The 14,460-nt window shown below is 60.6% G+C and carries 11 protein-coding genes; 5 read left to right on the plus strand and 6 right to left on the minus strand.

The window, feature by feature from the left end; all coding sequences use genetic code 11:
- The first annotated feature begins 4 nt into the window (after positions 1-4).
- On the plus strand, positions 5-925 hold the full coding sequence (locus tag CLU80_RS09415; RefSeq protein WP_099757255.1) for a WaaS/CpsH family glycosyltransferase: 921 nt from the start codon (positions 5-7) through the stop codon (positions 923-925).
- A gap of 67 nt (positions 926-992) precedes the next feature.
- Here CLU80_RS09415 and hrpB read toward each other — a convergent pair whose 3' ends face one another.
- Positions 993-3,512 carry an ATP-dependent helicase HrpB gene (gene hrpB, locus CLU80_RS09420; protein WP_099757256.1) on the minus strand — a complete coding sequence of 840 codons (2,520 nt, stop codon included), beginning with the start codon at positions 3,510-3,512 and terminating at the stop codon, positions 993-995.
- A gap of 364 nt (positions 3,513-3,876) precedes the next feature.
- Here hrpB and pmcY point away from each other — a divergent pair, with 364 nt between their 5' ends.
- The gene (gene pmcY, locus CLU80_RS09425) at positions 3,877-4,296 is read left to right on the plus strand and encodes a periplasmic Zn2+ metallochaperone PmcY (protein WP_016986146.1); all 420 of its coding nucleotides are present in this window, start codon (positions 3,877-3,879) and stop codon (positions 4,294-4,296) included.
- 12 nt (positions 4,297-4,308) lie between these two features.
- Positions 4,309-5,217 carry a cation diffusion facilitator family transporter gene (locus CLU80_RS09430; protein WP_099757257.1) on the plus strand — a complete coding sequence of 303 codons (909 nt, stop codon included), beginning with the start codon at positions 4,309-4,311 and terminating at the stop codon, positions 5,215-5,217.
- Here the strand turns inward: CLU80_RS09430 and CLU80_RS09435 are convergent.
- Positions 5,211-6,272 (minus strand): DUF6515 family protein, encoded by a 1,062-nt coding sequence (locus tag CLU80_RS09435; protein WP_093434642.1) that lies wholly within the window; start codon positions 6,270-6,272, stop codon positions 5,211-5,213. The two genes, CLU80_RS09430 and CLU80_RS09435, sit on opposite strands and share 7 nt — an antisense overlap.
- 451 nt (positions 6,273-6,723) lie before the next feature.
- Between CLU80_RS09435 and CLU80_RS09440 the strand changes: the two genes are divergently transcribed.
- Together CLU80_RS09440 and CLU80_RS09445 are read left to right on the plus strand one after the other, a co-directional pair.
- On the plus strand, positions 6,724-7,203 hold the full coding sequence (locus tag CLU80_RS09440) for an Lrp/AsnC family transcriptional regulator (RefSeq protein WP_008081091.1): 480 nt from the start codon (positions 6,724-6,726) through the stop codon (positions 7,201-7,203).
- Positions 7,204-7,482: 279 nt separating this feature from the next.
- Positions 7,483-7,692: a DUF2788 domain-containing protein gene (locus CLU80_RS09445; protein ID WP_003228500.1), complete on the plus strand. Its 210-nt coding sequence runs from the start codon at positions 7,483-7,485 to the stop codon at positions 7,690-7,692.
- Here the strand turns inward: CLU80_RS09445 and CLU80_RS09450 are convergent.
- From CLU80_RS09450 to CLU80_RS09465, 4 genes are all read right to left on the minus strand, one after another.
- A complete protein-coding gene (locus tag CLU80_RS09450; RefSeq protein ID WP_093434639.1) occupies positions 7,687-8,322 on the minus strand; it encodes a pseudouridine synthase in 636 nt (211 codons plus the stop codon). The two genes, CLU80_RS09445 and CLU80_RS09450, sit on opposite strands and share 6 nt — an antisense overlap.
- Positions 8,323-8,394: 72 nt before the next feature.
- Entirely contained in the window at positions 8,395-9,894 is a 1,500-nt protein-coding gene (gene amn / locus CLU80_RS09455; protein ID WP_016986142.1) for an AMP nucleosidase, read from the minus strand.
- A gap of 191 nt (positions 9,895-10,085) precedes the next feature.
- Entirely contained in the window at positions 10,086-11,735 is a 1,650-nt protein-coding gene (locus CLU80_RS09460) for an acyl-CoA dehydrogenase family protein (protein WP_099757258.1), read from the minus strand.
- Positions 11,736-11,831: 96 nt separating this feature from the next.
- Positions 11,832-14,186 carry a hybrid sensor histidine kinase/response regulator gene (locus tag CLU80_RS09465; RefSeq protein WP_099757259.1) on the minus strand — a complete coding sequence of 785 codons (2,355 nt, stop codon included), beginning with the start codon at positions 14,184-14,186 and terminating at the stop codon, positions 11,832-11,834.
- Positions 14,187-14,460 lie beyond the last annotated feature (274 nt).

Raw genomic sequence — 14,460 nt, forward strand, 5'->3', positions numbered from 1 at the left:
GCCTATGAAAATCTTACTGGTCTGCAAAGACATCGGCGGTTATGCCCGCAAATTGGCTGCTTATTTGAGCATCGATAATGACGTCTGCTTTATCGATACGTTTTCAATGCCCGACAGGTTTGCACGAAGCCCGAAAATCATTCGTCGCTGGCTGAAACATTGGGATCGGTTGCGGCTGTTCAAAAAGACAATTCGTACATCGGGACGATTTGACGTGGCGCTCGTCATCAATCCGGCACAGATCGACCCCAAACAGGTTACAGCCGGCCTGCAAGCCTCTGATCGAAAGATCGCTTACCTGTACGACAGCTTCAGTCGATGGCCGATGAGCCGTGAAGAACTTGCCGTGTATGACCAGGTGTTTTCATTCGACCCGGAAAATGCCAAGAGCCACGGCCTGAAAAAACTGCACAATTTCATTTACGACGATTATGTCGCAGACGGCGATCCCGATAAATACTCGGCCTGCGTGGTGATGGCGGGCAAGGACAGGGTTCCCGCCCTCGAAGCGCTGGTACGGGAATTTGATCGGCTCGGCATCACCGACTGCAAATTTCTGGTTCAGAGCAAACCGATTCCGGGTACGCATCCGGGCATCACTTTTTTCGAACAGAGAATGTCGCTGGAATCCGTGGGTGAGTTGGTCAAGCGCTCACGGATTATTCTGGACATTGCCAAACCCGGTCAGGCCGGTTTGAGCTTCCGGTTCTTCGAAGCCATGGCCTCACGGAAAAAAGTCATCACCACCAACAAGAGCGTGGTCGACTATGACTTTTACAACCCGGCGAACATTCTGGTGATCGATGAGGCCAACCCGGTGATTCCGGAACGGTTCATTACTGATCCGTATGTCGATGTGCCTGAGCACATCTACCAGAAGTACACCTTGCAGGGGTGGGTCAAAACGGTCTTTTCGCGTTCATGAAATGACATCGCAGGCAGCCCCACCACGAAACCCTGTGGGAGCTGCGCAGGCTGCGATTTTTTACTCTTCAGGTGCCGCGCGGTTTGGCCCGTGCAGTCGCCTCGGCCACCAGCGGATCATCCGGCCAATAATGCTTCGGATAGCGACCCTTCAAATCCTTTTTCACCTCGGCATAGGTGCTGCGCCAGAAGTTGGCCAGATCCTGCGTCACCTGCACCGGTCGCCTTGCTGGCGACAACAGATGCAACTTGACCACCTGCCGCCCGCCGGCAATGCGCGGGGTATCGGCGAGCCCGAACAACTCCTGCAAACGCACCGCGAGAATCGGTGGTACCTCGCTGTAGTCCAGACGAATCGACGACCCCGACGGCACGCTCAGATGATGTGGCGCCAGCTCATCAAGCTTCTGCGGTAGCGGCCACGGCAGCAAGTTACGCACAATGCTCGACAGGTCGAGGTTGGCAAAATGACTGAGCCGCGAGACCTTGCCCAGATACGGCATCAGCCAGTCTTCGAGGGTGTTCAGTAATGTCGCATCGCTGACATCCGGCCACTGACTGTCGTCCTGATGGTTCAATTCCAACTGGCGCAACAACGCCACCCGCGCCTGCCACTGACGCAATTCCGGCGTCCACGGCAACAGCTCCAGCCCCTTGCGCCGCACCAGATTGACCAACGCCTGACTGCGCGCATTTTCATCAAGACCGGTCAACGGCTCACGGCTGAGAATCAACTCGCCGACCTTGCGCTGGCGCTCGGCGCGCAGCACGCCTTCGCGCTCGTCCCAGTCGAGTTGATCAACGTTGCGCACCTGTTCGGCGAGCACCGAATCGAACAGCGCCGGATCGAAATCCGCCGCCAGATAAATGCGTTCTTCGCGCTGGCCCTGACGGCTGCCGAGATCGGCGATGACGATCCACGGCTCTTTCATCAGGCTGTCGGCTTCGGCGAACAGCGCCGCGCGACCGTTGGCCAGACGATATTCGGCGCCACCGGCACGCCGCTGTTGCGCGACGCGGTCCGGGTAGGCCAGCGCCAGCAAGGCGCCGAGCCAGCGCGGATGATCGGGATCGCTGACCGGCTCGCTCGCCTTGCCGCGCAGATAACCGCGATATTGCCGCGCCAGTTGCCGGGCGCGCTGCACACCACCGTGCGCACCGCGAGCGGCGCGTTCTTCGCCGGATAGCAGGACCAATCGACTGTGCAAATCCGCCCCGGCACCGCGCAAGATATCGCGCTCGCCCAGCAGCGCGGCGACATCGCAGGCCATGGTCGCCAGCCCCAGCGCCTGACCGCGCAGGAGCAAATGCCCGATGCGCGGATGCGCCGGCAACTCAGCCATGGCCTGACCGTGAGTGGTCAGCGTTTCCCCTTCCAGCGCACCGAGCCGTTGCAGCAAATCCTGCGCCTGTGCATAAGCCGCCGCTGGCGGAACATCCAGCCAGACCAGTTCACCCGGCGTGACACCCCAGCGCCCCAATTGCAGAGCGAGGCTGGCGAGATCCGCCGAGAGAATTTCCGCACTGCCATAAGCGGCGAGTTGTTCGTGCTGATCCTGCGACCACAAGCGATAACAAACCCCCGGTTCCAGTCGCCCGGCGCGGCCCGCACGCTGAGTGGCGCTGGCCTTGGAAATCCGCTGGGTATCGAGGCGGGTCATGCCGCTGCCGGGGTCGAAACGCGGCACCCGCGCCAGCCCGGCATCAATGACTACGCGCACGCCGTTGATGGTCAAACTGGTTTCGGCAATGTTGGTCGCCAGCACCACTTTGCGCTGGCCGGTCGGCGCCGGGTCGATGGCGGCACGCTGGGCGTTGAGGTCCAGTTCGCCGTGCAATGGGCACAGCAAAACATCGCTGCGCTCACCGATGGCGTCGGCCAGTTGTTGATGGACGCGACGGATTTCCGCCTGCCCCGGCAGGAACACCAACAGGCTGCCGGTTTCGTCATGCAGCGCTTCGAGCACGGTTTGCGTAACGCGCTGATCGATGTACTCGCCGGGCTGATACGGCCGGCCCCAGCGCATCGTCACCGGGTACATGCGGCCTTCGCTGCGCAGGATCGGCGCGTCATCCAGCAACCCGGCCAGACGCTCGCCTTCCAGCGTGGCCGACATCAGCAAAATCTTCAGCGGCTGTTCAGCCCGGAACAGCTCGCGACCGTTCAGACTTAAGGCCAGCGCCAGATCGGCGTCGAGGCTGCGTTCGTGAAATTCGTCAAAGATCAGCAGGCCCACGCCTTCCAGCGCCGGATCATCCTGCAAACGGCGGGTGAGAATGCCTTCGGTGACCACTTCGATACGCGTATTGGGGCCGACTTTGCTATCGAGGCGAATGCGATATCCGACGGTTTCCCCGACCTTCTCGCCCAGCTCACTGGCCAAACGCTCCGCTGCTGCACGCGCGGCGAGACGGCGCGGTTCAAGCATCAGAATGGTTTGCCCGGCCAGCCACGCTTCATTGAGCAAAGCCAAAGGCACGCGGGTGGTTTTACCGGCGCCCGGCGGTGCTTCGAGCACGGCTTCGTGGCGTGTCGCAAGGGCTTCACGCAGGGCGGGTAAAACATCATCGATTGGCAAAGAAATCATGCTGGCTCCCCAGGGCGTGCCCACAGTAAATTGCGAGTCGCGTTAAAGTTGTGAGCGTGCCAGGCAAGGCGCGGGACGCAGGTAAGGGTCGTTTCCTTGCCAAGTCCCGCAACGCAGCACGGCGCGCTCACAGCTTTAGCCCGTAGGGCCGAACCCCGATAGGATTCATTAGCCTTCACGCGGTGTCGATCTGGAGAAAACAACTTCAATCCTCAACGTATTTCGGTAGGGGTGAGACGAGGCCGCAATTTACTGTGGGCATGCCCTGCCAGGCCCGAGTATAACGGCGAACTGCTAGGCGTTCGTCAGGGTCTTAACTTCACACGACTACGCTTCGTTCTTAGATGAATCAGGAGATTTTCCCATGCGCTTACCTTTTCGCCTGATCGGCGGTGTACTGGTCGCCACCCTGCTCACGCAAATCACCGCGTGCGGTTCGATTTTCTACCCGGACCGGCGCGGGCAGATCGACGGCAAGATCGACCCGGCGATTGCCGTGCTCGACGCCGTGGGCCTGCTGTTCTACATCATCCCCGGCCTGATCGCGTTTGCCGTCGACTTCGCCACCGGTGCGATCTATTTCGAACCGGGCCACACTGCGCAGATCGACCCGGCCAAACTCAAGCAAGCCATCGGCCCGGACGGTCAGGTCGATAATCACAAGTTGCAGGCTATTCTCGAAAGCGAGTTGGGCCGAGATTTCCCACTGGATGATCCGCGCCTGATTCAACACAAGGGCAGCACTCAACAACTGGCGATGTTCGGCCTGCAACCCGCCGCTTAAAAAGGACGTTCAATGACATCCAGCCCCGAACACGCCCGCCTGCTCAGGCTGGCGACCCGCGCCTCGGTAGCGGTGGCGTGCACGCTGATCATCGCCAAAGCCATCGCCTGGTGGCTCAGCGGCTCGGTGAGCATGCTCGCCGGCCTTACCGACTCGGCGCTGGATGGCATCGCTTCGCTGCTCAATCTGCTGGCCGTGCATTACGCGCTGCGCCCGGCCGATGACGATCATCGTTATGGTCACGGCAAGGCGGAGTCGCTGGCAGGGATGGCGCAGGCGCTGTTCATTGGCGGCAGCGCGGTATTGATCGCGTTTCAAGCCTATGAACGCATCCAGCATCCGGAACCGCTCGGCGCACCGTGGATCAGCATTGGCGTGATCATTTTCTCATTGCTGCTGACGGTGGCCTTGCTGGTGCTGCAGCATCGAGTGATCAAGCAGACCGGTTCCAACGCCGTGCGTGCCGACTCACTGCATTACCGATCCGACCTGTTACTCAACGGCAGTATTCTGGTGGCGTTGGTGTTGGCCGGGTTCGGCTGGCATCAACTGGATGCCTGGTTCGGACTCGGCATTGCCGCCTATATCCTGTGGAGTGCGATCCAGATCGCCCGGGAAAGTTTTTCGGTGCTAATGGATGAAGAACTGCCAACCGACGTCAGTCAGCACATGCTCGAACTGGCCTGCAGCGTGCCGGGGGTGTTGGGCGCGCATGACTTGCGCACGCGGATCTCCGGCAACCACTGGTTCGTGCAGTTGCACCTGGAATTGCCGCGGGAATTGACCCTGTCAGTGGCCCACGGCATCAGCGATCAAGCCGCCGATGCGATTCACAAGGCCTACCCGCGAGCCGAAGTGCTGGTGCACGCCGACCCGCAGGAAGTGGTCAAGTCAGAACGGGCGCAAACCCGGCTTCAGTAACTGACCTGATAACCGCGACTGCTCAGGCAACTCCCTTGAGCCTGGCGGTAGGCCTGCACCACTTCGGGTGCCGGTTGATACGTCGCGGTGCGCGGGTCGAAACCGCTTTGCTGCACGGCGTACTGATAGCACTGGTATCCGTCCTGCTGCACCTGCTCCGGCGACTGGCCGTTGGCCGGATAGGCTTCGACGTCATAGCCTTGGGATTGCGGCTGCGGTTGCGGCTGAACCGGCGGCTCGACGACTACATAATCCTGGGTCGCCTCCTGATACGCGTAGTAGGCACCGGCGGCGAGGAACAATAGCGAACCGCCGATCCACACTTCACGGGCGTAATCGGGCAAATACTGAATGCGAATCCCGCGTGGCGGCTGCACGACGATGTAGCGCGGGCCTTGCGGGCGATACCAGTAGCCTGCGGAGTAGAAGTAATCCTGACCGCGATACGGCACGCGGTAGTCACGATCCGGGAAACGGTCGATCACATGCCCCGGTCGATATTGCGGACCAGCCCCCCAGCCATTGCCATGACCATCCGGACGGCCCGGCCAGCGATTGTCATTGGGCCGGTTACCGGTCTGCCATTGCTGATTGTGATAACCGTTTTGCGGGCGCTCGTCGCGGTAGTAACCCTGTCGCGGTTCCTGGGTCTGGCGCACGGTATCGGGCCGTGGCTGGATCGGCAGGCTATTGGCCGGCAGTTGTGGCGGTGGTGGCGGCTGGCGCACCGGGTTGGGGTTGTACGCCGGACGGTTCTGGTCGTGGTTTTGCCACTGGCCATTGTTGTTGTGCTGCTGGCCGTTGTGCTCGAACTGGCGACTGTTGTCGCCACGAATGATCTCGTTGTTCTGCGGACGTGGCTGATTCTGCTGTGGCTGATTATTCTGCGGACGCGGCTGATTGTTGCCGCCATGGCCCTGATTATTGCCCTGATGGTCCTGGCCATGGCCACCGCCCTCCGGCCCGCGATTCTGCGGTTCATCGGCAAGTGCTTGCGCACTGACACTCACACACAGCAAACCAACACCGGCCAGACGCCAGATGCGCGAATTCATGCTTTTTCTCACTGCGGGGCCTGTAAATGTAAGAGGGCTTGTCACTAAGACCGGGAATACACACACCGGGTTCTGCAACAGGTTATCAGTCACGCAACTTATTTACTGAGCGTCCGGCATGAAATCGCAGGCAAGAAAAAAGGGAGACCCGTCGGCCTCCCTTTAGAGAACTTCGTCCTGGCTCGACGCTTTTGACGTCGGCTCACCTCACGCCGTCTTCTGGACAGTGTGCAGCTCGGGGGCCGGCACAACCCCGGTGGGGGTGGCGGCCGCGGCGGGCCTGATAGGGCGGGCCGCTGTGGACTGTGTTACCGAGCAGTGATTCTGGTGATAAGAATAGGCCTGAGACGGCGACAGAGGATTGCGAAGATTGCTGAAATAAACACCACTTGCGCAATTTTTAACCCTGGATAGATAATCTGCCGCAATAGTTACAACCAAGGACAGATTGATGAGCAAACTCGACCGTTACGACCTGAGTATTTTGGCGGAATTGCAGCGCGACGCCCGCATCTCCAACCAGGAGCTGGCCGAGCGCATCGGTCTGTCGCCCTCCCCTTGCTCGCGCCGGGTCAAGCAACTGGAAGACGACGGCTACATCTCACGCCAGGTCGCATTGCTCGATCGCAAGATGCTCGGGCTGAGCCTGACCGCGTATGTGCTGATCGGCATGGACCGGCATACGCCGGAGCGTTTCGAGAATTTCGAAGCGGCGATTCGCACGTTGCCGCAGGTGCTGGAGTGCAGCCTGGTGACGGGGGTGGATGCTGACTATCAGTTGAAAGTGGTAGTGCCGGATATGGATCACTATCAGAAGCTATTGCTGGGACACCTGACCCGGATTGAAGGCGTGACCAGTGTGCGCTCGAGTTTTGTGCTGAATCAGGTTTTGAACAGCACGGAACTGCCGCTGACCCACCTGCGCAACTGATCAAAGGCCCCCTCACCCCAGCCCTCTCCCCCAGGAGAGGGAGCCGACCGAGGTGTCTGCTGTCATACATCGACCTGAAAAATTGAGTCGATTATGGATTCACAACAGAACGTTCAGGTCGGCGTATTTTGCGAGCATCCCCGGTCAGTCCCCTCTCCCTCTGGGAGAGGGTTAGGGTGAGGGCAAAGGCTTCGGACCAGACCCAGATCAATGCCACCCCGCACACCTTGGCGTATACTCGCCGCGCCCTTTTAGCCGCGCCCGTGCCGGAGAACCCCAATGGATCCAGCAGTATTCGAAGAGTGGATGATGACCGGTCTGGTCAGCATCCTGATCATTTTCATGGGTTTCATCGTCTGGGATCTGGCGAAGAAGTCCAAAGCCGGGCGCTTTGGCTCGTTCATTCTGTTCTTCGTACTGGGCCTGGGCGTGGCCGCGTTCATCATCAAGAGTGTGGTGATCGGCCTGATCGAGTCCGGCGCTTTATAAGCGCGCCGGCACTTCCTTCCACTGGCCCTGATCGAGTCCGTCGATCGTCCAGTCACCAATCTTCACCCGCACCAACCGCAATGTCGGCAGGCCTACCGCCGCCGTCATGCGCCGTACCTGACGGTTGCGCCCTTCGCGAATCACCAGTTCCAGCCATGACGTCGGTATGGTGGCGCGAAAACGCACCGGCGGATTACGCGGCCACAATTCAGGCTCATCCAGTTGCCGCGCTTCGGCGGGCAAGGTCATGCCGTCATTCAGTTCAACGCCATCGCGCAAGCGCTGCAATTGCTCAGCCGTCGGCACACCTTCGACCTGCACCCAATAGGTCTTCGCCAGTTTGTGTTTCGGATCGGCGATACGCGCCTGTAACTGCCCGTCGTTGGTCAGCAGCAACAATCCTTCGCTGTCGCGATCCAGGCGTCCGGCCGGATAAATGCCGGGTACATCGATGAAATCCTTGAGCGTCGCCCGCCCTTCACCGTCGCTGAATTGCGTCAGGACATCGAACGGTTTGTTGAACAGGATCAGTTTCGGCTCGGCCGGGGGTGCCTTGGCAACACGGCGCGGCGCGGACGACTGAGGCTTCGCGCCGGGGCGGCGGGAAGGTGGACGCGGGGGACGAGACATAAGAGAACAGACATTTAGCGATCAGGGCTGACAATGCTAGTGCCCCGACCGCCAAATGACCACGACTAAGCGTTAACGGAACGGCGGCTCGTCGAAGCTGCGCAGTTTGCGCGAGTGCAGCGAGTTGAGTTCAGTGCGCAGCAGGTCCACCGCTTCAATGCCGATCTTCAAGTGCTGGCTGACCGCGCGTTCATAGAAGGCGTTGGCCGAACCCGGCAGTTTGATTTCACTGTGCAGCGGTTTATCTGAAACGCAGAGCAACGTGCCGTACGGCACCCGCAGGCGATAACCCTGCGCTGCAATCGTGCCGCTTTCCATGTCCACGGCCACGGCGCGGGACAGGTTGATCAACGGTCGTTCCTGAGCCCAACGCAATTCCCAGTTACGGTCGTCGTAGGTCAGCACGGTGCCAGTGCGCAGGCGTTTCTTCAGATCATCGCCCTTCTCGCCGGTGACGTTGGCCGCTGCTTGCTGCAGGGCCATTTGCACTTCGGCCAGGGCCGGGATCGGGATGTTCGGCGGCACCACACGGTCGAGAATGCCGTCGCGGCGCATGTAAGCGTGGGCCAGCACGTAGTCGCCGATGGTCTGCGACTGACGCAGGCCGCCGCAGTGGCCGATCATCAGCCAGCAATGCGGACGCAGCACCGCCAAGTGGTCGGTGATGTTCTTGGCGTTGGACGGGCCGACGCCGATGTTGACCAGCGTCACGCCGTGGCCATCGCTGGCGATCAGGTGATAAGCCGGCATCTGGTATCGGTGCCAGACCACACCGGCCGCAATCGCCGATGCTTCGCCGTGATCCATGCCCTTCTCGATGATCACGTTGCCCGGCAAGACCATGCGCACGAATCGCGGGTCGCGGCGCAACTGTTCCAGACCATGGACGATGAACTGGTCGACATAGCGGTGATAGTTGGTCAGCAGAATCCACGGCTGCACATGGCGCCAATCGCTGCCGGTGTAGTGCACCAGACGGCGCAGGGAGAAATCCACGCGCGCAGCGTCGAACAAGGCCAGCGGCAGCGGATCGGTGTTTTCCCAGTCGTAGAGACCGTCGGCGATGCCATCGGTGGCGGCGGACAGGTCGGTACTCGGGAACACCCGCGCCAGCACGGCAGCGGTGACCCCGGAACCGGCGAGTTCATCGCCCTGCTCGACCACATACGGATACGGAATGTTTTGCTGGCTGACGCCGACTTCCACGGTCACGGTGAAGTCGTGCATCAACGGCACCAACTGTTCGAGCAGGTATTTGCGGAACGCCGCCGGGTGGGTGACGGTGACGCTGTAAGTGCCCGGCAGTTGCACCTTGGCATAAGCGCGGGTGGTCTGCGGCACTTCGCCCTGGCAGTGATAGGTCAGACGCAGTTCGGGATAACGAAACAGAGCACGCTGCGCAGCGTCGGGTTCGACGCGATCCTTGAGGTAACGCTTGAGCGCCGAGTTCAGCGCAGTGGTGGCCCGCTCATGCAGCTCGGCCAGACGGTCCACGGCTTGTTCGGCGGTTTGAACGACAATAAACGCTTCGGTCACGATCAGCTTCCTGTGTTCTGACTTGCAGAGCTTCATCTTGCCTGCATCGTGGCGTCACGGGAACAGTGGCGTTGTGGGTGTACCCAAATCTTCCCATCTAGGGAGATCCCGTGGGAGCGAGCTTGCTCGCGAATACGGATTGTCATTCAACATAGCTGTCGACTGATGTACCGCTTTCGCGAGCAAGCTCGCTCCCACAGGGTTTTGTGCCGCTTGGGAAATTGAGCTCAGAAACCTTGTGGAGTTGAGCGGGCGACGATGGCTTCGACGTCCAGTCCGCGAGGTAATGCACCGTAAACCCGGCCGCCACCGCTCAGGCGGCTGGCGATGAAGGCATCGCTGACCGTTGAATTTCCGGCCTCCAACAGAAGCTTGGCCTGTAAACCGAGCGCGATGTCTTCGGTCAGTTGCCGCGCGCGATACTGAATATCACTGGTGTCTTTGAACTGCGCCTGCAACTGCTGAATATGCGCCGCCAGACGCTTGTCGCCATGCCCGTCACCGAGTTCGCTGAACAACACATCCAGCACCCCCGGCTCTTTCGACAACGCGCGCAGCACGTCGAGGCATTGCACATTCCCCGAGCCTTCCCACGTCGAGTTCACCGGTGCCTCACGGTACAGACGCGGCAGGATACTGTCCTCGACATACCCGGCGCCGCCCATGCACTCGGCCGCTTCGTTGATCATCCCCGGCGCACGCTTGCAGATCCAATACTTGCCCACCGCCGTCACCAGCCGCGCAAATTGCGCTTCGTGGCGATCGTCCAGATGATCCAGCGCCTTGCCCATGCGCAAACTCAGGGCCAGCGCGGCTTCGCTTTCCAGGGCCAGATCAGCCAGGACGTTTTGCATCAACGGCTGTTCGCTGAGCAGCTTGCCGCCAACCTTGCGGTGCGCGCAGTGATGGCTGGCCTGGGTCAGCGCCTGGCGCATCAAAGCGCTGGAACCGACCATGCAATCGAACCGAGTCATGGCGACCATCTCGATAATAGTCGGCACGCCGCGCCCTTCCTCACCGACCATCCACGCCAGCGCGCCACGGAACTCCACTTCGCTGGAGGCGTTGGACTGGTTGCCGAGTTTGTTTTTCAGGCGCTGGATGTAGAACTGATTACGCGTGTCGTCCGGGCGATGCCGTGGCAGCAGGAAACAGCTCAAACCCTTGTCGGTCTGCGCCAAGGTCAGAAACGCATCGCACATCGGCGCCGAGCAGAACCACTTGTGCCCGACCAGTTCATAGGCCTGCCCCGGGCCACCGGCGCCGACCGGGTAAGCCTTGGTGGTATTGGCGCGCACGTCAGTGCCGCCCTGCTTCTCGGTCATGGCCATGCCGATGGTCACGCCGGCCTTGTGCGCCATGCCGACGTTGCGCGGGTCGTATTCGGTGGCGAGGACTTTCGGTAGCCATTGCTCAGCGATGTTCGCCTGCAAACGCAGGGCCGGCACGCTGGCGAAGGTCATGGTCAACGGACAACCGCTGCCGGCTTCTGCCTGGCTGTGCAGATAGGTCATCGAGGCGCGCGCGACATGCGCGCCGTCCTGTGGATGGGTCCATGGCAGCGAAGTCAGGCCATGCTCGATCGCCGTGCGCATCAGTTCGTGATAGGCCGGATGAAATTCCACCAGATCGATGCGATGACCGTAGCGGTCATGGCTGGCGAACGTGGGTTTGTTCTGGTTGGCGAGGAACCCGGCTTCCATCAACGGCCCACCAGCGAGTGCACCGTAGGCATCGATCCGCGACTCCGCCCACCCGGCACCAAAGCGCCGCGACCACTCCTGCAACGGCAGGTCGATGCGGTACAGGTTAGTGCCGTCCAGCGACGGTGGCTGGTTGGTGACTTCGTGGGTTTCGGCGAACTGATGCAGGTTCATGACGGGCTCCTTCGGGCAACCAAGGAACCCAGTTAAGCACCGCTCCGCAACCGGTCAAAGTGTCATATCCGCCGAATTTGCGGCGCTTTTACCCTGCTAGCAGCACAGCACCCGCCGCTCCAGCGCAGATTGCAGATCTTCGAATTTTACGGGTTTGTTCAGGTAATCGACCGGCGCCCCCGTTGCGCAAAGCTCTCGGTCGGCAGTTAGCGCCAGCATGAATACCGGCAAGTTCGCGCAGCCCGGCAACGCATGAATCTGGCAGCACAATGACGCGCCGTCGTAAGCCGGCAACTGGCAATCGATCAGCACTGCGTCGAAAGTCTCTCGTTGCAAGCAATCCAATGCCGCCGCGCCGTTGTCGGCGGTACGCACGCGAAAGCCGAGCTTGAGCAACATGCCGCGCATCACCAGTTGGTTGACACTGTTGTCATCCACCAGCAACACCGTGCAGTCCTGCGGCGCACGCACACAATCGTGCGAAGGCGCGATGATCGGCGCAGCTTCAACCGCCGGCAGTTCAAACTCAACGTCCAGTTGAAAACGGCTGCCACGTCCAGGTTCGGAGCGATGAGTAAGCTTGCCGCCAAGCAGCTCGACCAACTGTCGGCAGATCGCCAGCCCCACGCCCAGTCCGCCGTATTCGCGGGTCATCGAACCGTCGAGCTGGAAGAAGCGCTGGTACATCGTCGCCTCGCCCAGATCGGTAAAACCGATGCCGGTGTCGATCACCGCAAACGACAACGCCAGGCGATTGTCCGTCGATGGTTTGCCGGTCACCCGCAGCGCCAGCCCGCCGACGCGGGTGAACTTGATCGCGTTGTCCAGCAGGCATTCCAGGCATTGCGCGAGTTTGGCGCTGTCGCCGTGCAGGCGATCCGGCAGGGTCGGCAGCACCTCGACCTTGAAGTCCAGCGACTTGCTCGCCGCGTTGCTGTCGAACTGCACGCGCAGCGCTTCGACCACCGCGCGCAGGCTGAAACTGCCCGGCACAGCCTTGAGCTTGCCGGCCTGCAATTCCGTAAGGGTGAGGATGCCGTTGACCATGCGCATCATGTCCCGCGCCGAACCGGCGGCGGTCTGCTGGTATTGCTCAAGCTCCGGATCCAGCTCGACGGTCTGCATCAGTTCCAGCGAACCGATCACGCCGTTCATCGGTGTGCGCAATTCGTGGGTCAGGGTTGCGAGGAATTCGTCCTTGAGTTTGTTGCTGTGGGCCAGTTGCTGGTTGAGCACTTCGAGTTTCTGCCCGGCGTCATACAAGGTCTGCGCCTGTTGCTCGCGCATCGCGTTGATCCGGTCGGCCAGTGCCAGCGACAGCAGCGCCACTTCGATGGCCGAACCGATCTGGCTGGCGTACATGGTCAGGAATACGTTCGGCAGCAGGCCGAGCACCATCAGCGTGTTGACGATGCCGCCGAGCAGGAACGCCGACCAGGCGATGATGAAATAGCGCGCCACCCGCAAGCCGCGCCACCAGGCCAGAATCCCGGCGGCGAAAATCACCACAGTGAAGGTCAGCGCCAGTATCGTCGCCAGGCGCAGCGACAACGCGTAACTGGTCATCAGCGACAAACCAACCACCAGCGCACCGAACGCGATCAGTGCAATCAGCAGGCGATCAAGCCAACGACTTTGGTTTTTGGTCTGCAGGAAACTGCGGGCGAACTGACTGCCGAACAGCCCCGCACAGCCGATGAAAAATGGCGTGGCCGCGTTGGCCCACCACGGATTGTCCGGCCAGAAATACTCCACCGCCGCGCCGTTCACCGACAACTGATAAAGGCCGAACGAGGCGATATAGAAGATGTAATAGAGGTAACTGGTGTCGCGCACACTCAGATAGATGAACAGGTTGTAGACCAGCATCCCCAGCAGCACGCCATAAATGATCCCCAGCACATACAGGCGCACCGGCTGATCTTCGAGGTACGCGGTGCTCGACCACAACGTCACCGGTGCCTGAATCGAGCCTTCACTGGCCAGTCGCAGGTACACGGTTTGTTGTTGACCCGGTGCGAAAGCGAGGTCGAACAAATAGTTGTTCTGGCGGATCTCGCGGCTGGCGAACGGCCAGGCGTCGCCGGTTTGCCGGACGAGGCGGTAGTCGCCATTGGCGTCGGCCGTATAGAGGTCGAGATGGTCAAGCGGTGGATAAGCCAGTTCCAGCAGCCAGGTGCGCTGGGCGGCGGGATTGCTCGGACGGTACTGCAGGTCAATTTTCAGCCAGAACGCCGAGCGCGAGTAACCGGCATTAAGCGTGGCCTTATCGTGAACTTTGAAATTGCCGGCGGCAGCTTGCGCACGAACATCGGCAATGCTCGCCTGACCGCTCGGGTCTTCGAACACTTGCAGCGACCGGCCCAGAGGGAGGCTCTGGGTAAATTCGTCGAATTCGACGGCGCTCGCCATGAGGGGCAAGCAGAACAACAACATCAGCAAATAGCGCATTGAAGCCCCAGCGTGGCTCGTCCGGTTGTGTCAGGAAGCCCCCCCATTCCCTTTGAGTAGACGTAAAACCGGTATTACCTGTTATTGGTTTGGATCCAGACTAGCATAGCCGTTGATGGCCATTGAGCACCATTGAAATTTTTCCTACAAAGGCTCTAGAACGGGCGTTCCAGAGCAAAGCAGCGAGCTAGAGCTGTTGAGATGGTCAGCTTGTGACAGAGCGGTCAGATTCTCCTGCCAGGTTAGTGGCCCGGGACAACGGCACTGAACCCGA

This window comes from Pseudomonas sp. 29, from assembly GCF_002754355.1.
GTDB classification, from domain to species: domain Bacteria; phylum Pseudomonadota; class Gammaproteobacteria; order Pseudomonadales; family Pseudomonadaceae; genus Aquipseudomonas; species Aquipseudomonas neuropathica.

Coding starts and splice junctions, on each gene's coding strand:
- CLU80_RS09430 (WP_099757257.1), top strand. CDS start 4,309: ATGACATCCAGCCCCGAACACGCCCGCCTGCTCAGGCTGGCGACCCGC.
- CLU80_RS09440 (WP_008081091.1), top strand. CDS start 6,724: ATGAGCAAACTCGACCGTTACGACCTGAGTATTTTGGCGGAATTGCAG.
- amn (WP_016986142.1), bottom strand. CDS start 9,894: ATGAAGCTCTGCAAGTCAGAACACAGGAAGCTGATCGTGACCGAAGCG.
- CLU80_RS09450 (WP_093434639.1), bottom strand. CDS start 8,322: ATGTCTCGTCCCCCGCGTCCACCTTCCCGCCGCCCCGGCGCGAAGCCT.
- pmcY (WP_016986146.1), top strand. CDS start 3,877: ATGCGCTTACCTTTTCGCCTGATCGGCGGTGTACTGGTCGCCACCCTG.
- hrpB (WP_099757256.1), bottom strand. CDS start 3,512: ATGATTTCTTTGCCAATCGATGATGTTTTACCCGCCCTGCGTGAAGCC.
- CLU80_RS09415 (WP_099757255.1), top strand. CDS start 5: ATGAAAATCTTACTGGTCTGCAAAGACATCGGCGGTTATGCCCGCAAA.
- CLU80_RS09435 (WP_093434642.1), bottom strand. CDS start 6,272: ATGAATTCGCGCATCTGGCGTCTGGCCGGTGTTGGTTTGCTGTGTGTG.
- CLU80_RS09465 (WP_099757259.1), bottom strand. CDS start 14,186: ATGCGCTATTTGCTGATGTTGTTGTTCTGCTTGCCCCTCATGGCGAGC.
- CLU80_RS09460 (WP_099757258.1), bottom strand. CDS start 11,735: ATGAACCTGCATCAGTTCGCCGAAACCCACGAAGTCACCAACCAGCCA.
- CLU80_RS09445 (WP_003228500.1), top strand. CDS start 7,483: ATGGATCCAGCAGTATTCGAAGAGTGGATGATGACCGGTCTGGTCAGC.